Raw genomic sequence first — 20,070 nt, forward strand, 5'->3', positions numbered from 1 at the left:
AATGATCGCGCGCTCTTCAACGCTGAGTTCGGAATAGGACATAGGGGCAGCACCGTACCGGAAAGGTCAGGTGTTGCACTCAGTTTTCGCGGCCGCCCAGGCTTGAAACAGTTTGTTTGTGCCAACGACCGCGCTCGTGAAACTCGATGCTCAGGTTATAACTGCCGCCTGGCTGCAATGCTTCGGGCTTTGACTTTTTTACAAGAGCGCCAGGATACTCTCCAAGTAGATTCAACTTTGGCTGTTGCCAACCGGCTGGAAATTCAACTTCCCAAACAGTTTCATAGCAACGGCTGGCTGTACGGCGACAGAGGAATGCACGGGTTATTTCAGGGTTGTTGGCGTTCGCTAACAATGGTTGCAAATCAGCAACAGGCTGGCCGGCCTCCATCCTTATCGGGATGTCAGGAGGAATCTTGGACACGGCTACCGCGGGTGCTGGCATTAGTGATACAGCAAGCAACAGGATCAATCCTTGGAATTTCATAATTCAGTATCCCTCTGGGAAATTTCCCAAAACGAGCTTGAAGGTATTTATTTTTTGGGCGTCTCCAAAGTTCAAGGCAGCGTAGTAATCACGAACAATGTCCCCTTGCTGTTCGATATTAAAAGCCTTGAGCGTCTTTCCAGCCTCCAGGTGGTAGTCATATTGATCGCCAACCAAAAACTGTTTTGTCTGTTGGTAAGCCCCCACCAGCAGTACGTTGACGCCGTGTTGGTGTTGCCAGACATGCGTCATTTCGTGAATAAAAAGGCCTTGCCCGTTCGAGTCCTCAAGACTCCAATCTAAAACACCGCGCAAGTTCTCACCAAAGTAAATATGCCCGTTGGGGGCCATGACATAGTTCGCCCCCTGCCATGGCACGTAGTTTTCATCACGAAGGCGAACGGTGTCGTAATCAATGGAGTCTGCGAATACGGTTCTTGCCATGGTGATTTCGCCAGCAGTGAGCGCTCGGCCTTTTTCAGCAGAAGGGTGTGTGAGCGCTTTAGCCAGAATTGCGGCGCCTGATACAGCCGCGACTGCCGCTATTATCGATGCTTTTGAATGTTTCATCTGTACATGGGCAATGTTCATGGCATCTTTCTGCAACAGCTCTGTCGCACCTGTTGCATCGGTGACGCCCTCAACAATTTCGCCATTACCCAAGGTGATTGTGTACGGCACGTTGGCCATCGCCGTGGTGCCATCAATCTGTTTGAGCATGAAGCGTCGCTGGGTGTCGCCAACCTTGAAGGTCGGCAGTTCAGCGTCAAGGCTGGTGCCATCGATATGGCTGTGTTTAGCCGCTTTAACGGTGAAATTACCCGGCATCCCCAACTCGATATTCCCGCCCTTGAGGGTGATATACGCGCCGCCGCACATAAGAGTGATGTGCTCCTTGGCCGACACCAGCACGTGCTGGTTGCTCGCCGAGATATCTACACTCTGATCCGCCTCCAGGCGGATGGTGTTTTTTTGCGCCTGCAACAGTAACGGGCCCTGATGGGTGATATGGCGCATCTCGCCACTTTGGGCGAATAACCCCAGATCAGTGCCGGCGTTGACCACGAACTTTTGGCCCGACGTGAGTTGCTGGTTTTCCATGGCCACGCTGTCGATGTGTTCGCCTGCCGCCACGGTGACGCTGTTGGGCGAGGTGACGGCCACACCCGCCTGGCCACTCAGGGCGATGGCCGGGTTGCCGCCGTTGGCTTTGTTCGGTTCGTTGTTCGCGCCGTGGCCCAGATCACGCACCGCTTCGCTGAGTGTTTGTTGCGGGTCGGTGTCGTGGTCGATGCCCTGGTTGTCGGCGGCATAGTCGCCCAGGCCTTTAGCCAGTTGCAGTGCGGCTTCCAGCACTTGCACCACGGTGCCACGGTCGAGGTGCCCGCCGCCGGCATTGAGTTGGGCCTCGGTGCTCAGCAGCAAGCCTTTAGCCGCCCGCAGCGCGCCTTTTTCGTCGGTGCGTAATTCAAAACCTTCACCGCGGGGGGCGCCGCCCTCGGGGCGTGGGTGGGTCAGGTAGCCCAAATGCAAGGCACTGCTGGCATGGTCGCTCATCAACGCGGCGCTGATTTCTTTGGTGGTGTCGTCGATGCGCAGTTCGTTGGCTCGACCGCCTTTGTATTCCTTGCTTTTGAGGGTGCTGAGGGTTTTGTGGGTCGGCAGGTGGTACGGCGGCATGTGGGTGGCACGGTAGGTGCGACCGGTGATGATCGGTTGATCGCAATCGCCGTCCAGGTAATCCACGATGACTTCCTGGCCGATGCGCGGGATCGCCATATGGCCCCATTCAGCCCCGGCCCAGTTTTGCGCCACGCGAATCCAGCAGGAGCTGAAATCGTTGTTTTTGCCTTGGCGGTCCCATGGGAATTGCACCTTTACCCGGCCAAACTCATCGGTGTAAATCTCTTCATCGGCAGGCCCCACGACACTGGCGATCTGCGGCCCGTCGATGCGCGGCTTGGGCAGGGGAGCGGCGCGCCATTCCACTTGCTCCGGGATGATTTCGGCGCGGAAGTCGTAACTCACGCCCATTTGTGCGTCGGCAGATTCTTCCTGCTGGCTGGCATGCTGCACCCCTCTGTGGGTGATGCGCACCGAGCGCCACCAGCGATTAAAGTCTGCCCGAGGGTGGCCGCTGAGTTGAAACGAAAACCCCGGAATCAAGCGCGGGTCATCACCTTCAACCACGGCTACCTGCGTGTCCCGGCGATGTCCTCGCAGGCGATCCTGGGTGAAAGGTTTGCCTACGCCACTGGATTTGTAACGGCCCGGATAATCGTAGCGCGCGTATGCAAATGACTGAGGCTCAAGGTCTTCGCCGACCGTATGTTGTTGCTGGTCAAACAGCGGGCGCTTGAATGTGTAATCACGCTGGGTTTGCTCAGTGGTGCGCACGTTCTCTGTGTAACTGAAGGCATACAGTACGGGTTGCTCGGCATCGGCAGCGGGCTCCGTGGTGTAAAGTACGGGGCCGCCCTTAATGCGTTCCTGCACATAGAGTTTGTCGCCCTGAATCAGCGTATGGGCTTTTTCTGTGTGTTTGAAAAAGTAGAACAAACCCTCTTCGGTCGAGAGCCGGTCAAATAAGTAGAGGTCTGTATCACCCGCCTGAACGCAGTACTCACGGGGCAAGTGTTCGGTGTTGATACGTGCTTCATATTCCAGAATGCCGTGTTCGGTCAGCATGGACTTGAGGATTTGCGGCACGCTTTTTTGTTGGTAGATGCGCCAGTCAGTATTAAGGCCAAGTCGCGCCAGCTGCGGTTCGACCACGAGGCTGTAGCGTGTGCGGCGAAACCCTGTTTTGCCTTGGGTAAAACTCGACACCAACCCGTGAACATGGCGCACAGCCGTGGACCCTTGCCAGATCGTGAGCAGTACCGGCTGATCGAGGATCTGGGCAAAATCGATAGAAGGGTTATGGCTGGCCAGTTGCAGGTTTAGCCGAAACGTTTCGCAAATCGCCTCCTCCAATGTGAACTCGACGACCTCGAACGCTATCGGACTGGTAAGTACAGAGAAGGTGAACCTCAAATCCCTTTGACGCATTTAACTGCTCCTTAGCCAAAAGAGTGAGCGTTGCGCGAGATGAAGAGGCCGCGCGTCACAGATATTGCACAAGCACATAAAGCACCGACCTGTTGCACAGGTCGGTGCTGGAAAACCCTTAGCCAGACACTGGCGTACGCCAGTCATCGGAACCGGAAGTACCGGAGACTTCGTGGGTCCAGGTGATTTTGCGGTAGGTGAATTCCACGTCTTCCAGATGGGTGAAGTGCGCGTTCGACGGGTCCTGGCAGTTGTGCATGTAGTCCTTGATGTCGACGATGATTGCGTCTTCAAGCTTGGTGGTGAAGTAGTGCTCTTGCGTACCGGCCGCCGAGGTGCGGAACCACTGGATTTCGATCTCGGTCAGGCGCTCGCCGGAAGTCAGTGCGGCCAGCAGCAGCGGCGAAGACTTGTCGAAGACCTTGGTGATTTTGACCGGTTTGTGAATGCGTTGACCGGTAGGCTGGCCGGATTGCGGGTCGCGAGGAATGATCACTTCGTGGCTGAAGCCCTGAACCATAACCTGGTCTTCATGACCTTCCTGATAAGTATTGCCCACCGAATCAGCGGTAAACGCACCGGCAGTAATAAGGCCCTGTTTGGTGCCCGTGATGGACATATACGCTGGCGTAGCCATGGATACTCTCCTTGTGGATAACTCGATATCTGAGGGCGAAATTGCCTGTAGATACCCATTGAGTAATCAAGTTATATGCCAGCTTTCAAAAATGTGTTGCTTATCAGTGGTTTGTGAATTTAAGGAAAAATAAGATCCATTTTTCACATGGAAAACAGCAAAAAAGTGCGCAAGAAGTTGCGCAGTGGTGTGCAACTTCTTGCGCACTCGTCTACAGGACGGTTTATATATGATCTACAGCGATGTATGCACAGGGTTATCCACATTTTAGTGCGCAAGAAGTTGCGCAGTTGGTACGAATGCGTTGTCGCGGGTTGAAATGACAATAAGTCCAGGCCGGAGGTTGTTCGTAGGATCTTTCCTATCAAACTCTAAGAATAGTCCTATATTTTTATTTGTCGTGGTGAGTATAGAGTTGCTGAAGGTCTTTGCGGAGTCTGTCTCGTTACTTGGGTTGTCAGCCGAGAAGGAGGGAGAAGTCGGAGTATACGGGTCGGCTATAAATCGTTTGGCTCGCCTGATATTTGCTGGTGTGTTGGCTTGGCGGTATGGGCTTGGCTGTTTTGTAAATATGAATTTCCTGAATGGGGCGATTGGAGAGTTTGTGTGAGTACCAATGAGGGGCGCGTGCTGGATGGCGCTTCTATCTGTGGCGTCATTTTTTGCTGTTTAGCACCATTGCAAGCGCAATGAATTGATGTGGCTTAACAATCTTACTTAAAGGTTATGGATGTCCTATTCCAGCAAGCTTTCTGCTCATTATCTTGAGCTCGCGAAAGCCTCAATATCCACAGAGGCTTTCGCGGGCGGGGACGTTCGTTTTTCGAGCGAGTATGAGGCGTTGGAAAATGAGCTTGGGAAAGCTCAGTCCATGCATGAAAGTGGCCAGATCGACTGGCTGAAAATTTGTGAAGACAGTGAAGCCCTGCTACGCACCCAGTCCAAGGATTTGCGGGTAGGCGCCTGGCTCGCCTGGGGCCTGTACCAGCGTGAGTCTTTCCAGGGTTTGTTGGCGGGCCTCGGATTTTTGCAGCATCTGTGTGAGAACCATTGGGCGCAGATCTACCCGGACAAGAGCCGCACTCGGGCTGCTGCCTTCAACTGGCTGGTGCAACGCCTGGAACAGGTGTTGAACGAAAATATCGCGATCAAAGAGCAATTGCCGCTGTTCCGTCGTCTGGTCGAACACCTTGAGGGCCTTGATGCGACGTGTACAGAACACTTGGGTGATGACGCCCCTCTGCTATTGCCAATCTCCCGCCGCCTGAAAAACATGGTTCAGCGCGCCGCTGATAACCAGCCGGAGCCTGGTGTGGTCGGCAATGCGGTTGCCCAGGTCAAGCAGGCTGCAACGCAGTTGTTCGCCTCTGGTGCGCCGATCGACAACGAAAAAGAGGCTCACAAGGCGTTGCGTGCCCAACAGGAAAGCGCGCGTCCGTTGTGCGCCTGGTGGCTTAAGCAAAAAGCCACCGACCCGCGTGCGTTGCGCCTAAATCGCACGCTCCTGTGGTTGCCCATTGACGCGATTCCTGAGCGCAACGCCGAGCAGGTTACCGCGCTGCGAGGTCTGCCAGAGGATAAGCTGAAGGCCTATCAGGATCGCTACGATCAAGCCAAATACGCAGACCTGCTGGTGGAGCTGGAGGCGAGCCTGGCCAAGGCTCCCTTCTGGTTCGATGGCCAGCGCATGGTCTGGGAATGCTTGCAAGGGCTGAACGCCGAGATGGCGATGCGCGAAGTGGAAATTCACTTTGCGCTGTTTATCCAACGTCTGCCGGGCATCATTGAACTGCGTTTTCACAACGGTACTCCGTTCGCAGATCCGGCCACTCGCGCCTGGATCAGTGCCAGCGTCAACCCTCATCTGCAAACCCCCAGCTCACCACGCAAGGTTGAAACAACCGACACCCAATCGGCCTGGGAGTTGGCGCTGGAAGAGGTTATGCCGGTTTTGCGCAAAGACGGCCTCAAGGCTGCCGTGCAGGCCCTCAAGCACGGTTTGCAATGTGCACAAGGCGGGCGCGTGCGGTTTTTCTGGCAGTTGACCCTCGCACGCCTGTGCTTTATGGCCAAGAAATACGAACTGGCCAAGACCCAGCTCGAAACCCTCGACCAGACATTACACGACTCAGGTTTGCAAGCCTGGGAACCCGAACTTGTACTCGAAGTGCTGCATTTGCTGCACAGCTGCTGCGAATTATTACCGCAGAACCATGCGGTGCGTGAACGTAAAGAAGAGGTTTATCGCAGGTTGTGCCATCTCGATCTTGAAGTGGTACTCGAATAGGCCTCAGGGCCAAAACGTAAGGAGAACATCCATGGCCAAAGAAGGCTCAGTAGCCCCCAAAGAACGTATCAATGTCACCTTCAAACCCGCCACTGGCGGTGCGCAGGAGGAAATTGAGCTGCCACTCAAGCTATTGGCAGTCGGTGACTACACCCATCGCAAGGACGAGCGCAAGGTTGAAGATCGCAAGCCGATCAGCATCGACAAAATGACCTTCGACGAAGTGCTGGCCAAGCAAGAACTGGAGCTGACATTGAGTGTGCCGAACCGTCTCCAGGAAGAAAGCAGCACTGAAGAACTGGCGGTGAAAGTGCGCGTCAGTTCAATGAAGGACTTCAATCCGGCCTCGCTGGTTGAGCAAGTGCCTGAGCTGAAAAAACTGATGGAGTTACGCGACGCTCTGGTGGCCCTTAAAGGCCCGCTGGGTAATGCACCTGCGTTTCGCAAAGCAATCGAAGGCGTTCTTGCCGACGACGAATCCCGTGGTCGCGTCCTGGGTGAGTTGGGCTTGAACGCCGCCGCCCAGGACGCTTGAGTCCCCATCAGCCAAGGAAGCCAAGACTATGAGCAAGAGTGCAGCGCAGCAGAAGACTATCGAATACAGCATACTCGACAGCATTATCGCCGAGACCCGTCTGACACCAGACGATGAAGCCTATGACATCGCCAAGCGCGGGGTGTCAGCCTTTATCGAAGAACTGCTCAAGCCGCAGAACAGCGGTGAGCCGGTCAAGAAGGCCATGGTCGATCGCATGATTGCCGAGATCGATGCCAAGCTCAGCCGGCAGATGGATGAAATCCTGCATCACCCGGATTTCCAGGCCCTGGAGTCCTCGTGGCGTGGTCTGCAATTGCTGGTCGATCGCACCAACTTCCGTGAAAACATCAAGATCGAAATCCTCAACGTCTCCAAAGAAGACCTGCTGGATGACTTTGAAGATTCGCCGGAAGTGATGCAGGCCGGCTTGTACAAACATATTTACACCGCCGAATACGGTCAGTTTGGTGGTCAGCCGGTGGGCGCGATCATCGCCAACTACTTTATGTCCCCCAGCTCGCCGGACGTAAAGCTGATGCAGTACGTGTCCAGCATCGCCTGCATGTCTCATGCGCCATTCATTGCTGCGGCCGGTCCGAAATTCTTCGGCCTGGAAAGTTTCACCGGTCTGCCGGACCTGAAAGACCTGAAAGATCACTTCGAAGGCCCGCAATTCGCCAAATGGCAGAGTTTCCGTGAGTCGGAAGACTCCCGTTACATTGGCCTGACGGTGCCGCGCTTCCTCCTGCGTAACCCGTACGATCCGGAAGAAAACCCGGTTAAATCGTTCGTCTACAAAGAGACTGTCGCCAACAGTCACGAGCACTACCTGTGGGGCAACACGGCCTATGCATTCGGTACCAAGCTGACCGACAGTTTCGCCAAATTCCGCTGGTGTCCGAACATCATTGGCCCGCAAAGCGGTGGGGCAGTTGAAGACCTGCCGTTGCACCACTTCGAAAGCATGGGTGAAATCGAAACCAAGATTCCTACCGAAGTGCTGGTTAGCGACCGTCGTGAATACGAGCTGGCCGAGGAAGGCTTCATTTCCCTGACCATGCGCAAAGGCAGCGACAACGCCGCGTTTTTCTCCGCGAACTCGGTGCAAAAACCCAAGTTCTTCGGCATCAGCGCAGAAGGCAAGACGGCCGAGTTGAACTACAAGCTCGGCACCCAACTGCCGTACATGATGATCGTCAACCGCCTGGCTCATTACTTGAAAGTGCTGCAGCGCGAACAGCTCGGTTCGTGGAAAGAACGTACCGATCTTGAGCTGGAACTCAACAAGTGGATCCGCCAGTACGTTGCTGATCAGGAAAACCCAAGCGCCGAAGTCCGTGGCCGGCGTCCGCTGCGTGCCGCCCAGATTATTGTCAGTGATGTCGAAGGCGAGCCTGGCTGGTACCGCGTCAGCCTGAATGTGCGGCCGCACTTCAAGTACATGGGCGCCGATTTCACCCTGTCGCTGGTTGGCAAGTTGGACAAAGAGTAAGCGGAGCGACTCATGACTGGATACGGCAGCCTTTTTGAACGCCTGGGTGGTGGCGCGGATACGCGCGTCGGCTGGAGCCGCGAGGCCTGCGCCATGGCGTCCGTGGCTGCCCATCTGGCCAAGATGCTCAGCACCCGTGCGGGCAGCGTGCAAACGCTGCCCGATTACGGGCTACCCGATCTCAATGACATGCGCCTCAGCCTGCATGACTCTGTGAGTCAGGCCCGTCAGGCCATCGAAAATTTCATCGAAGCCTACGAGCCACGCCTGAGCAATGTGCGTGTCATCTCCCAGCCGCGCGGCCACGATCAGCTTCGTCTGTCCTTCAACATTGAAGGCCTGCTGCAAGTGCAGGGTTTCAAGCGTCAGGTCAGTTTCGCCGCCTGCCTGGATGGCAGCGGTCAGGTCAAGGTCAGCTAATGAGACTGCTATGCCCTGAAGTTCAAAAAAACAGGAAGCGAACCGCCATGAACACGGTTGCCAGGCAGGTACCCCATGTCCTTTAACCACTACTACCAAAGTGAACTCACTGCGCTTCGTCAGTTAGGGCGTCGCTTTGCCGAGCGCAGCCCGGCGTTGGCGCCTTTTCTCGGGCAAGCCGGACGGGATCCGGACGTGGAGCGGTTACTGGAGGGCTTTGCATTCCTGACCGGGCGGTTGCGCCAAAAACTCGATGACGAGTTACCGGAACTCAGCCATTCGCTGATGCAATTGCTGTGGCCAAACTACATGCGGCCGCTACCGGCGTTCAGCATTTTGCAGTTCGATGCGTTGAGCCGTGCTGGTCCGGCCTTGAGGGTCGAGCGCGATACACCGGTGGAGAGCGTGCCGGTGGATGGTGTGCGTTGTCGCTTTCGCACCTGTTATCCGACTGAAGTACTGCCGTTGGACCTGACGGCGCTGAATTATTCGGTCAAGGGCGATGGCTCACTGTTGAGCCTGCGTCTTGAGATGAGCGCCGACGGGCATTTGGGTGAATTGGAAATGAACCGCTTGCGCCTGCATTTTACGGGCGAGCGCTACATCAGCCAGATGCTGTACCTGAGCCTGTTGCGTAATCTGGAAGGTATCGAGCTGATCCCGCTTGACGTCGCAGGCACCCCCATCAATGGCGTAAACGGCACGCCAATGGCGTTCAAATTGCCCGGCGACCGAGTGCAGCCGGTAGGCTTTGCGGAAGAAGAAGCGCTGATTCCTTATCCGCTGAATACCTTCCGTGGTTATCGCTATCTGCAAGAGTATTTTGCTTTCCAGGACAAATTCCTGTTTGTCGATATCAACGGCCTGGACCTGCTCAAGGCGTTACCGGCAGACATCCTTAAACAGGTGCGCGGCCTGGAGTTGCGTTTCGACATTCGCAAGAGTGGGGTTATGCGCCTGCGTCCGACGCTGGACAACGTGAAGCTGCATTGCACACCCATCGTCAATCTGTTCACCCACGATGCACTGCCGATCCGCCTTGACGGGAAGCAGGACGAGTACCTGCTGCTGCCGGCCGAGTACGACCTGGAACACTGCGGGGTGTTCTCGGTGGACGGCGTGACAGGCTGGAAACCTGGCGGCCTTGGTTATCAGGAGTATGTGCCGTTTGAATCGTTTGAACACGACCCGAGTTTCGACGTCCCCAATAGCCGTCCTCATTACAGCATTCGCCAGCGTTCTTCCTCGCTGCACATCGGGCTCGATACTTACCTGAGCTTTGGCATTCGTCACACTGAGGCCAGTGAAACCCTGTCGATAGAGCTGACGTGCACCAACCAGAACCTGCCGCGCAAGCTCAAGCTTGGCGACATCAGCCAGGCCTGCGAATTAACCCCGGAGTTCCTTAGTTTTCGCAACATTACTCCGGCCACTTCTAGTTTCGCGCCACCGCTGAGTCACGACTTCCTTTGGAAGTTGATCAGCAACATGTCGCTTAACTATCTGTCGCTGGCCGACGTCAACGCGCTCAAGGTCATTCTTGAAACCTATGACCTGCCGCGCTACTACGACCAACACGCTGAAAAAGTCAGCCAGCGTCTGTTAGGCGGGCTCAAGTCGATCAGGCATCAGCATGTCGACCGATTGCACCGAGGATTGCCGGTTCGCGGGCTGCGCACCGAGCTGACCATTGATCCGCAAGGGTATATCGGTGAGGGCGACCTGTTCGTTTTTGCTTCGGTTCTTAACGAGTTTTTCGCGCTTTACGCCAGCCTCAATTCGTACCACGAACTGCGGGTTATAAGCACACAGGGAGAGGTGTACCAATGGACTCCACGTATGGGCCTGCAACCGCTTCTTTAAACAGGCTTACCCAAGGGATTCGCGAGTATTCGCTGTTTCAGGCCGTACTGTTGGTCGTTGACCGGCTTGGCGAAGAGCACCCGCATCTGAGCCAGGACGATGTGTACGACCAACTGGAGTTTCAGGCCAATCCCAGTCTGGGGTTTCCCGGCAGTGACGTTGATCGTGTTGAGTTTTTTCGCGAGCACGGGCAGTTGCGCGCTCGTTTGCGGTTCAACTTGATCGGTTTGGTCGGTTCCGGGTCGCCACTGCCAGCGTTTTATGCCGAACAGGCCCTGGGCGATAGCGAGGACGGTAATCCGACCCGTAACTTCCTCGACCTGTTTCACCATCGCCTGCAACGGTTGATGTTGCCGATCTGGAAAAAATATCGCTATCGAGCCAGTTTCGAGAGTGGTGCCCTGGACCCGTTTTCCGCTCAGCTGTTCGCCCTGATTGGCCTCGGAGGTGAAGAAATTCGACGCGCTCAGGAGCTGAACTGGAAACGACTGCTGCCGTACCTGGGTTTGCTCAGTTTGCGTGCGCATTCGGCTGCGCTGATCGAAGCGGTGCTGCGTTATTACTTCAAGCATGCCGAATTGACGATTGAACAGTGTATTGAGCGTCGGGTGGAGATCCTCGACGAACAGCGTAATTGCCTGGGACGAGCCAACACAGCACTGGGTGAAAACCTGGTGTTGGGGGAGGCGGTGCGTGATCGCAGTGGCAAGTTCCGGATTCACATCCGCGAGCTCGACTGGCAGCGCTTTCACGAATTCCTGCCGATTGGTTTCGGCTATCAGCCCCTGTGTGCGCTGGTGCGGTTCACCTTGCGTGATCCGCTTGATTACGACATTCGCCTGATGCTGCGCCAGGAAGAAATTCGCGATCTACGTATCGGCGAGGAAAACGCGTGTCGCCTGGGATGGACCAGCTGGATTGGCCGCGAGAAAGCCGACGGCATGGTGACTCTGGGCAGCAAAACTCATTAAGGACAGATGACCAATGATTAACCTAGACCTGCAACAACTGATTCAGGCGCTGGATGCCCCAACCCGTCGTGACCTGGAAAGCTGCGCCGAGCGTTGTGTGGCTCGTGGCGGTAGCAAGATCCTCGTCGAAGACCTGCTGCTGGGGTTGCTGGAGCGTCCTCAAGGCCTGCTGGCCCGTGCACTGCAGGATGCCGAAGTAGATGCCGGTGAACTCAGTGCAGCGCTGCAATCGCGGGTCGAGCACAGCGCCTCGCGCAATCCGGTGTTCGCTCCCGAGCTGGTCCAGTGGCTGCAGGATGCATTGCTGGTGGCCAACCTTGAACTGGGTCAGACCCAGGTTGAACAGGCTGCGCTGATCCTCGCCCTGTTGCGCAACCCGATGCGTTACGCGGGCAGCCGCTACCAGGCGTTGCTGGCCCGGTTGAACATTGAGCGTCTGAAGGAATTCGCCCTGTCGCAGAAAGAGCCATCAGCCACCGGCAAACCCGCCGTACCGGGGGAGTCGTTACTGCAGCGCTTTACCCATAACCTGACCCAGCAGGCGCGAGACGGCAAACTCGACCCGGTGTTGTGCCGCGATGACGCGATCCGGCAGATGATTGACATCCTTGCCCGGCGCCGCAAGAACAACCCGATTGTGGTGGGTGAGGCAGGTGTCGGTAAAACCGCGATTGTCGAAGGCCTGGCCTCGCGTATTGCGGCCGGTGAAGTCCCGCAGGTGTTGCAAGGCGTCGAGTTGCTGTCTCTGGACATGGGTCTGTTGCAGGCCGGCGCCAGCGTCAAGGGTGAGTTTGAACGTCGACTCAAGGGCGTGATCGATGAAGTCAAAGCCTCGCCGCGGCCAATCATCCTGTTTATCGACGAAGCCCATACCCTTATCGGCGCAGGCGCAAATGCCGGTGGTTCCGACGCCGCCAACCTGCTCAAACCCGCGCTGGCCCGCGGTGAGTTACGCACCATCGCTGCGACCACATGGGCTGAGTACAAGAAATACTTTGAGAAAGACCCCGCACTGGCCCGTCGATTCCAGCCGGTGCAATTGCATGAACCAACGGTCAGCGAAGCGGTGACTATCCTCCGTGGCCTGGCCCAGGTGTATGAGAAAAGTCACGGGATCTATTTGCGTGATGACGCCGTGGTCGCCGCTGCCGAGTTGTCCGCGCGTTACCTGGCGGGTCGTCAACTGCCGGATAAAGCGGTCGACGTTCTGGACACCGCCTGTGCCCGTGTGCGTATCAGTCTTGCAGCGGCCCCGCAAAGCGTGGAGCGCCTGCGCAGCGAGCTGGCCGAAGGAGGGCGCCAACGTCAGGCCCTGCGCCGCGATGCCGAGGCTGGCCTGCTGATCGACCGCGACGCGCTCGATCAGCTGGAAGTGCGCCTGCAAGCAGTTGAATTGGAAAGGGGCGCGCTGGAGGCTCTGTGGGTCGAACAGAAAACATTGGCGCAGCACCTGCTGGAACTGCGCCAGCAGTTGGCCAAGGCCCGGGAGGCGGTCGACGTGACGTCGGCGCTAATGATCGAAGAAGATGTTGCAGGCACAGCGCAAAGCGTCGAAACCCTGGAAGCCGCGCTCAATACTGCGCACCAAACGCTGACCGCATTGCAGGTGAAAGAGCGGCTGGTGAGTTTTGAAGTCTGCCCGCGCCTGGTGGCCGAAGTGATCAGCGCCTGGACCGGCATTCCCCTGGCGCAACTGGCCCGAGAGCACAACGCCAAGGTTGCCAGCTTCGCTGCTGATCTGCGTACTCGCATTCGTGGGCAGGAACAAGCCGTTCACGCGCTGGACCGCTCAATGCGTGCGACTGCCGCGGGCCTGAACAAGCCCGAGGCACCCGTAGGGGTGTTCTTGCTGGTTGGCCCCAGTGGCGTCGGCAAGACGGAAACGGCGTTGGCTCTGGCTGACTTGTTGTATGGCGGTGAGCGTTTTATCACCACGATCAACATGTCCGAGTTCCAGGAAAAGCATACCGTTTCGCGCCTGATCGGCGCTCCACCTGGCTACGTTGGCTATGGCGAGGGTGGCATGTTGACCGAAGCCGTGCGGCAGAAACCCTATTCCGTCGTACTGCTCGATGAGGTGGAAAAGGCTGATCCTGACGTGCTCAACCTGTTTTACCAAATCTTTGATAAGGGCGTCGCCAACGACGGAGAGGGGCGCGAGATCAACTTTCGCAACACATTGATCCTGATGACGTCGAACCTGGGTAGCGAGCGCATCAGTGAGCTGTGCCAACACGGTGCGCGGCCAACCGCTGAAGTTCTCGAAGAAACCCTTCGCCCGGTGCTGAGCAAGCACTTCAAGCCAGCGTTGTTGGCGCGTATGCGGGTGGTGCCTTACTACCCGGTCGGTGGCCCGGTGCTGCGCGAGCTGATTGAAATCAAGCTCGATCGATTGGGTGAGCGCCTGAACCGTCGTCAGCTCGACTTTACTTACTCGCAGGACCTTGTCGATTATCTGGCGCAACGCTGCACCCAAAGCGACAGCGGCGCGCGCCTGATCGACCATTTGCTGGACCTGCATGTGTTGCCGTTGGTGGCTGACCGGTTGCTGGACGCAATGGCCACCGGCGAAAGCCTCAAGCGCGTGCACACAACGCTCGACGGCAACGCCAGCGTGACGTGCGAGTTCGCCTGAGGTGGGTGCGATGTTCAGTCAAGTGCCGCAACCATTGGCCTATGCCGAAGCCCTGTTTGCGCAATTTACCAACCTGTCGCGAGTGGCTGATGGAACAGCGCTGTGGGGTGACTTTGTGCGCGGCCTGGCCGAGCTCAGTGGGTGTGAGCTGGCACAACTGTACCTGCTGGATGCCACTCATTCATTCCTGGAGCTGAATGCCGAGTGCCTGAACGGCAGTCTGCAACCCAGGGGAACGGCTAGCGTGCCAGCGGACTACACCGGTGAACAACTGCTGCAGTTTGCGCTGTGCCAAAGCCGCGTGGTGTGTATTGGTCAATTGAGCGCCAGTTTGCACGAAACCAGTTTTCTGCCGAACCAGGCGAGGCCGTGGCAAACACTGCTGTGCGTGCCGTTGGTCAGTCAGCATAAGTCTGTAGAAGGGTTATTGCTGTGTGCCAGTCATGAGCACGTCGAACTGCAAGGCTTTGCCGATTCGTTTGGTCGACTTGGGTCGTTCGTGCTGGGCCATTTGCAACTGCTGGAACGGTTACGACGGCCAAGCGACGGGGCATCACCGACGCCGGTTACGGCTGCGAGTGCCAGTGGTTATGGCCTGAAGGGTAAAAGCGCAGCCATGCGCCATGTCTACTCGCTGATCAGCAAAGTCTTGCACAGCCCTTGCACCGTACTGCTTGGCGGTGAAACAGGCACTGGCAAGGAGGTCGTAGCCCGGGCGATCCACGAGTGTGGGCCGCGGCGCTCCAAGGCGTTTATTGTGCAGAACTGCGCGGCGGTGCCGGAACACCTGCTCGAAAGCGAGCTGTTCGGTTATCGCAAAGGCGCCTTTACGGGCGCCGACAGTGACCGATCCGGGCTGTTCGACGCAGCCGATGGCGGCACCTTGTTGCTTGATGAGGTCGGTGACATGCCGCTGTCGCTGCAAGCCAAACTATTGCGGGTGCTGCAGGAGGGCGAGATTCGTCCGCTGGGTTCCAGCGACACCCACACCATTGACGTGCGCATCATTGCCGCGACACATCGGGATTTATCGGTGTTGGTCAGCCAGGGGACGTTTCGCGAAGACTTGTACTATCGACTTGCGCAGTTTCCCATCGAACTCCCCGCCCTGCGGGAGCGCGAAGACGACACTCTCGACCTGGCACGGCATTTCGCCGACAAGGCCTGTGCATTCTTGCAGCGTGAAGAGCTGAGTTGGTCCTCTGCGGTGCTGGATCTTCTGGCCAGTTACGCATTCCCTGGCAACGTGCGTGAGCTCAAGGGGGTGGTCGAGCGTGCGGTACTGCTCTGCGAAGGCAGCGAGTTGCTGGTGGAGCACTTCTCCCTGCGGATGGACACCTTGCCCGAGGCGGCAAAGCTGAGCTTGCGTGAACGGATGGAGCAGGTTGAGCGCAGCCTGCTGATCGACTGCCTGCGCAATAACGACGGTAATCAGACCCTCTCTGCTCGTGAACTCGGCTTGCCACGGCGCACATTTCTCTACCGCCTCGAACGCCTGAATATCAACGTGAGAAACGTCGATGCATAGGCCTGGCCCACGCGTTTTCAAACCTATCGCCTTGAACCGTCACAACCGCAAGGGCCGGCGCTTTGTGCTGCCCCTGGAGACTTTCTGATGTCTATTCGTTACTGGCAAGCCGTCCTGCTGACAGTGGTCGTTTTTAGTGGCCTCGGCGGCTGCAGCGGCAATTACAAATACAACGACCACAGCTATCGCCCGCTGGGCGATCCGCAGGCAGTCAATCGCGGCAAGTGACCACAAGGAGTATCACTATGGAACTGGTTTTCGAGCTGCTGAACACCAAACAGTTCGTGCCTGCGCAAGGGTGCCAGAAAACGTTCACCCAGGCCGGTGGCGTCATTGGACGGGGCGAGGATTGTGAATGGATCATTGCTGACGGCACGCGTCATTTGTCCAGCCATCATGCGCTGATCAGCTACCGCGAAGGTGCGTTTTTCCTGACCGATACCAGTAGCAACGGGGTCCTTGAACGGGCCAGCGGCGCGCGCTTGCACAAGGGCCAATCGGTCCGTGTCGAGCATGGCAGCATCTACGTGTTGGGTGATTTTGAAATTCGTGCACGGCTGGTTCATGCCCAGGCGGCTTTCGATGTGGAAGTCGGTCTCCCGCGAGCCGCTGGCAGCATCATTCCTGACAATGCATTCCTTGACCTTGATCCGCTGCATGCCATCGATCAGCAGGGAACTGCAGATTGGCAGATCGACGAACTGATCGCGCCAGGCCTGACACCACAGGACACCCGTCAGCGCGCTGACTATGCGCGTATCGACCTGGAAAACCTCATGGTTCCGCAGCTGATCGATGCCCCGCCAGAGCCTGTAGCCGCATCGACTGTGGTCGAGCATCAGGCTGACGGCTTCTGGGACAAGTTTGCCGGTGCCCTGGGCGTGGACCTCAAAGGCCTTGACCATGATGCCAGAGAGGCTCTTGCATTAAGTGCCGCGAGCTTGCTCAAGCAGAGCGTCAGCGGCTTGCAGCAGAGCCTGCGCACTCGGAATGAGTTGAAAAACGAATTGCGCCTTGCACAGAGCATGGTGCAAGGCGCTCAAAAAAACCCGCTGAAGCTCGCCATCGATGCCGGTGAAGTGCTGGGCCTGCTGTTGCAGCCGAACAGGCCAGGGCAGTTACCCCCTGAACAGGCCATACCCCGGGCATTCCGCGATTTACAGGCGCATCAGGTGGCCTTGCTGACGGCCAGTCGCGCCGTCGTGCGCAGCACCCTGGCGCACTTCGCGCCGCAGCAGCTTACCCTGCGTTTCGAGCGTGACAACAAACCATTGCTCGCCACCGATGGCAGCCGCTGGAGAGCGTATGGGCGTTATCACCAGGCTTTGCGCCAGGATGATGACTGGAGCGAACGCCTGATGGCTCGCGATTTCGCCCAGGCCTACGAAGAACAGGTTCGACTGATTTCCACCCTTCACAATGACGACCAAGGATGATGCGCATGTCTCGCCGTACGACTTATTTTTTCAAGGCGCTGACTGCGCTGATCACCTGGATGCTGCTGGCCGGTTGCTCGTCGCTATCGCCGTACTCCGACGTCACCAAACTCAACTTGAAACTGACGGCCAGCGATCAGTTGAATCCGGACCTCAACGGGCGTCCATCGCCGATCGTCATCCGTCTTTTTGAACTCAAGCACCCGGTGGCGTTCGAGAATGCCGACTTCTTCAGCCTGTACGAGCGCGTCAAGGAGACCCTGGCTGCAGACCTGGTTACGACCGAGGAGCTGGAACTGCGTCCGGGCGAAACCGTCGACCTCAAGCTCAGCGTCGAGAGCGCTAGCCGCTATGTCGGAGTGCTCGCCGCTTACCGTGACCTCATGGACACCCAGTGGCACTACACCTTTCAAATCACCCCGGCACAGGTCACCGACGTTGACTTGACCCTCGACCAGAGCGGCATTCGCAACACCCATGAATTGCTCGTCAAGGCGGCTGACCGACCATGAACTCCCATAAAGTCATTTGGCAGGAAGGCATGTTGCTGCGTCCACAGCACTTCCAGCACAACGATCGCTACTACGACCACCAGATGAAGACCCGCACCCAATTGCTGGGTAGCTACATATGGGGCTTCCTGCGTCTAGACATCGACTTGCAGTTTCTCAACATGGGCAAACTGGTGATCAGTCAGGCATCGGGGATTTTCCCCGACGGCAGCCTGTTCGAGCTGGGAGGCAACACCGAGCCACTGGCTCTGGACGTGCCCCCCAACACCGGCAACATACCTATCTACCTGGCCCTGCCGTTGGTGACAGGTAACCATATCGAGGCCCGCCGTGCCGAGCAGTTAGACGTGCTGGCGCGTTACACCGTGTACGAAGCGCAAGTAGCCGACTCCAATGCGGGTGATGATTCTGCCAGCCAGGTCAGTTGCGCCCGGCCGGACCTCAAGCTGTTGCTCGGCGAGCAGCAGAGCGATCAGGCGTACGTGAAACTGAAAATCTGCGAAGTGCTCGACACCACCCCGGATGGCGTGATCAGCCTTCATCCGGACTTCGTACCGACCTACATCCAGGCGCACGCCTCCAGCTACCTGCTGTCGTGCCTCAAGGAAGTGATCAGCATGCTCGGCAATCGGGGCGACGCTATTGCTGAGCGGATTCGCTCCAATGGCAAGGTGGGGGGCGCGGAAGTCGGCGATTTCATGATGCTGCAACTGATCAACCGTACCGAATTGTTGCTGCGCCACTATCTTGGGCTGGAGCAGGTTCACCCGGAAGAGTTGTATCGCACGCTGCTGACCATGCTCGGTGATCTGGCGACCTTCTCCAGCGATAGCAAGCGCCCGCGTGTGGACAGCCACTATCAGCACAGCGATCAGGGGGCAAGCTTTCGTAAATTGATGGACGCAATCCGCCAGGTGTTGTCGATGGTGCTGGAACAGCACGCCATTGAACTGGCACTGCAGGCGCGTCAATACGGCATCATCGTCTCACCGTTGCACGACCACACACTGTTGGGTTCAGCCTCGTTTGTGCTGGCGGCGAGTGCCAACTGCGACCCCGAAGAACTGCGCCACCGTTTGCCGGCGCATCTCAAGGTCGGCCCGGTGGAGAGTATTCGCCAACTGGTCAACCTGCATCTGCCCGGTATCAAGGTCAAACCGTTGCCTGTTGCGCCGCGGCAGATCGCGTTTCACTCCAATAAAACCTATTTCATTCTCGAACTCAGTTCCGAAGACCAGGAGCAACTCCAACGCTCGGGTGGTTTCGCGTTCCATGTGTCCGGCGAATTTGCCGAGCTTGAACTGAAATTCTGGGCCATCAGGAATTGACCGACATGATCAAGGAAACCCAATACAGCCAGGACGATAAAACCGTCCTGTTCGGCCGCAATGGCGCCGACTCTGCGTCGGCTGCACTGACGGACCTCGATGCACCGCCACGCTTTGAGCAGTTGGAAGAACGCATGATCTACGCTGCGCGCCTGCGCCCGGCCGAGTCGTTCAATATCAGTCTCAATTCACTGGTGGCTGCGGCGTCCGAGTTGTTGTCAGAAGTGGTCAGACTCAAGCACAGCGACACACCCGAAGACCTGAAGTTGCTTAAAGCACGACTGGCCAGCGCACTGGAGCTTTTTGAAACCAGCGCCTCGCACAACGGTGCTGAAGGCAGCCAGGTGATGGCCGCCCGTTACGTGCTGTGCACCGTGGCTGACGAAGCAGTCGTCACGACGTCATGGGGCAATGAAAGCCAATGGTCGCAAATGAGTCTGCTCAGCAGCTTTCACAACGAAACCTTTGGCGGTGAGAAGTTTTTTCAGTTGCTCGATAGCCTGTCAAAAAACCCGGTCAAGCATCTGCCGATGCTGGAATTGATGTTCCTGTGCCTGGCGTTGGGTTTTGAAGGCAAGTACCGCGTACAGGTACGCGGCATGCATGAGCTTGAAGGTATCCGCGATGCCCTCTATCGCCAGATCCGGCAACTGCGCGGTGATGTGCCCCGTGAGCTGTCACCGCACTGGGAGGGCCTGAGTCATCAACGCCGCAGCCTGGTGCGCATGGTGCCTGCGTGGATGGTGGTGCTGTTCACAGTGGTCTGCCTGGTGGTGATGTATTCGGGCTTCGCCTGGGTGTTGAGCGAACAGCGCGACAGCGTTGTGCAGCCTTACCAGTGGATTGATCCGGCGGCGACCGCGCCGCAGTCGCAGCCGTAAACAG

Annotated in this window: 16 protein-coding genes; 13 read left to right on the plus strand and 3 right to left on the minus strand. The window is 57.2% G+C overall.

The features are described from left to right. Positions 1-79: 79 nt before the first annotated feature. From ACZRMH_RS10845 to ACZRMH_RS10855, 3 genes are all read right to left on the minus strand, one after another. Entirely contained in the window at positions 80-487 is a 408-nt protein-coding gene (locus ACZRMH_RS10845) for a hypothetical protein (protein ID WP_464013432.1), read from the minus strand. A gap of 3 nt (positions 488-490) precedes the next feature. Then, entirely contained in the window at positions 491-3,538 is a 3,048-nt protein-coding gene (locus ACZRMH_RS10850) for a type VI secretion system Vgr family protein (protein ID WP_464013433.1), read from the minus strand. Positions 3,539-3,656: 118 nt separating this feature from the next. Further along, complete coding sequence (locus ACZRMH_RS10855) at positions 3,657-4,175, minus strand: Hcp family type VI secretion system effector (protein WP_464013434.1); 519 nt, start codon at positions 4,173-4,175, stop codon at positions 3,657-3,659. A gap of 730 nt (positions 4,176-4,905) precedes the next feature. On the opposite strand from ACZRMH_RS10855, the gene tssA reads away from it, so the two are divergent. The 13 genes from tssA (at position 4,906) to icmH (ending at position 20,066) form a co-directional block, all read left to right on the plus strand. Next, positions 4,906-6,462, plus strand: a complete 1,557-nt coding sequence (gene tssA / locus ACZRMH_RS10860) for a type VI secretion system protein TssA (protein WP_464013435.1) — start codon at positions 4,906-4,908, stop codon at positions 6,460-6,462. A gap of 31 nt (positions 6,463-6,493) precedes the next feature. Beyond that, positions 6,494-6,997, plus strand: coding sequence for a type VI secretion system contractile sheath small subunit (gene tssB / locus ACZRMH_RS10865; RefSeq protein ID WP_464013436.1), 504 nt, complete (start codon positions 6,494-6,496; stop codon positions 6,995-6,997). Positions 6,998-7,025: 28 nt separating this feature from the next. Continuing rightward, positions 7,026-8,492, plus strand: coding sequence for a type VI secretion system contractile sheath large subunit (gene tssC, locus ACZRMH_RS10870; protein ID WP_464013437.1), 1,467 nt, complete (start codon positions 7,026-7,028; stop codon positions 8,490-8,492). 12 nt (positions 8,493-8,504) lie between these two features. Beyond that, the gene (gene tssE, locus ACZRMH_RS10875) at positions 8,505-8,912 is read left to right on the plus strand and encodes a type VI secretion system baseplate subunit TssE (protein ID WP_464013438.1); all 408 of its coding nucleotides are present in this window, start codon (positions 8,505-8,507) and stop codon (positions 8,910-8,912) included. A gap of 75 nt (positions 8,913-8,987) precedes the next feature. After that, positions 8,988-10,775: a type VI secretion system baseplate subunit TssF gene (gene tssF / locus ACZRMH_RS10880; protein WP_464013439.1), complete on the plus strand. Its 1,788-nt coding sequence runs from the start codon at positions 8,988-8,990 to the stop codon at positions 10,773-10,775. Next, positions 10,739-11,746: a type VI secretion system baseplate subunit TssG gene (gene tssG / locus ACZRMH_RS10885; protein ID WP_464013440.1), complete on the plus strand. Its 1,008-nt coding sequence runs from the start codon at positions 10,739-10,741 to the stop codon at positions 11,744-11,746. Before tssF ends, tssG begins: the two co-directional genes overlap by 37 nt. Positions 11,747-11,759: 13 nt before the next feature. Then, the gene (tssH, locus tag ACZRMH_RS10890; RefSeq protein WP_464013441.1) at positions 11,760-14,381 is read left to right on the plus strand and encodes a type VI secretion system ATPase TssH; all 2,622 of its coding nucleotides are present in this window, start codon (positions 11,760-11,762) and stop codon (positions 14,379-14,381) included. Positions 14,382-14,391: 10 nt separating this feature from the next. Continuing rightward, on the plus strand, positions 14,392-15,909 hold the full coding sequence (locus tag ACZRMH_RS10895) for a sigma-54 interaction domain-containing protein (protein ID WP_464013442.1): 1,518 nt from the start codon (positions 14,392-14,394) through the stop codon (positions 15,907-15,909). An 87-nt stretch (positions 15,910-15,996) separates the two neighbouring features. Continuing rightward, a complete protein-coding gene (locus tag ACZRMH_RS10900; RefSeq protein ID WP_464013443.1) occupies positions 15,997-16,137 on the plus strand; it encodes a type VI secretion protein in 141 nt (46 codons plus the stop codon). 17 nt (positions 16,138-16,154) lie between these two features. After that, positions 16,155-17,345, plus strand: coding sequence for a type VI secretion system-associated FHA domain protein TagH (gene tagH / locus ACZRMH_RS10905; protein WP_464013444.1), 1,191 nt, complete (start codon positions 16,155-16,157; stop codon positions 17,343-17,345). Positions 17,346-17,350: 5 nt separating this feature from the next. Beyond that, entirely contained in the window at positions 17,351-17,857 is a 507-nt protein-coding gene (tssJ, locus tag ACZRMH_RS10910; RefSeq protein WP_464013445.1) for a type VI secretion system lipoprotein TssJ, read from the plus strand. After that, positions 17,854-19,185, plus strand: a complete 1,332-nt coding sequence (tssK, locus tag ACZRMH_RS10915) for a type VI secretion system baseplate subunit TssK (protein WP_464013446.1) — start codon at positions 17,854-17,856, stop codon at positions 19,183-19,185. Before tssJ ends, tssK begins: the two co-directional genes overlap by 4 nt. A 5-nt stretch (positions 19,186-19,190) precedes the next feature. Continuing rightward, complete coding sequence (icmH, locus tag ACZRMH_RS10920) at positions 19,191-20,066, plus strand: type IVB secretion system protein IcmH/DotU (protein ID WP_464013447.1); 876 nt, start codon at positions 19,191-19,193, stop codon at positions 20,064-20,066. Positions 20,067-20,070: the final 4 nt, after the last annotated feature.

Source organism: Pseudomonas sp. B414, assembly GCF_055408445.1.

Bases quoted from the DNA above. Each gene is read 5' to 3' on its own strand.
- ACZRMH_RS10845 (WP_464013432.1), bottom strand. From the start codon at position 487: ATGAAATTCCAAGGATTGATCCTGTTGCTTGCTGTATCACTAATGCCA.
- ACZRMH_RS10850 (WP_464013433.1), bottom strand. From the start codon at position 3,538: ATGCGTCAAAGGGATTTGAGGTTCACCTTCTCTGTACTTACCAGTCCG.
- ACZRMH_RS10855 (WP_464013434.1), bottom strand. From the start codon at position 4,175: ATGGCTACGCCAGCGTATATGTCCATCACGGGCACCAAACAGGGCCTT.
- tssA (WP_464013435.1), top strand. From the start codon at position 4,906: ATGTCCTATTCCAGCAAGCTTTCTGCTCATTATCTTGAGCTCGCGAAA.
- tssB (WP_464013436.1), top strand. From the start codon at position 6,494: ATGGCCAAAGAAGGCTCAGTAGCCCCCAAAGAACGTATCAATGTCACC.
- tssC (WP_464013437.1), top strand. From the start codon at position 7,026: ATGAGCAAGAGTGCAGCGCAGCAGAAGACTATCGAATACAGCATACTC.
- tssE (WP_464013438.1), top strand. From the start codon at position 8,505: ATGACTGGATACGGCAGCCTTTTTGAACGCCTGGGTGGTGGCGCGGAT.
- tssF (WP_464013439.1), top strand. From the start codon at position 8,988: ATGTCCTTTAACCACTACTACCAAAGTGAACTCACTGCGCTTCGTCAG.
- tssG (WP_464013440.1), top strand. From the start codon at position 10,739: ATGGACTCCACGTATGGGCCTGCAACCGCTTCTTTAAACAGGCTTACC.
- tssH (WP_464013441.1), top strand. From the start codon at position 11,760: ATGATTAACCTAGACCTGCAACAACTGATTCAGGCGCTGGATGCCCCA.
- ACZRMH_RS10895 (WP_464013442.1), top strand. From the start codon at position 14,392: ATGTTCAGTCAAGTGCCGCAACCATTGGCCTATGCCGAAGCCCTGTTT.
- ACZRMH_RS10900 (WP_464013443.1), top strand. From the start codon at position 15,997: ATGTCTATTCGTTACTGGCAAGCCGTCCTGCTGACAGTGGTCGTTTTT.
- tagH (WP_464013444.1), top strand. From the start codon at position 16,155: ATGGAACTGGTTTTCGAGCTGCTGAACACCAAACAGTTCGTGCCTGCG.
- tssJ (WP_464013445.1), top strand. From the start codon at position 17,351: ATGTCTCGCCGTACGACTTATTTTTTCAAGGCGCTGACTGCGCTGATC.
- tssK (WP_464013446.1), top strand. From the start codon at position 17,854: ATGAACTCCCATAAAGTCATTTGGCAGGAAGGCATGTTGCTGCGTCCA.
- icmH (WP_464013447.1), top strand. From the start codon at position 19,191: ATGATCAAGGAAACCCAATACAGCCAGGACGATAAAACCGTCCTGTTC.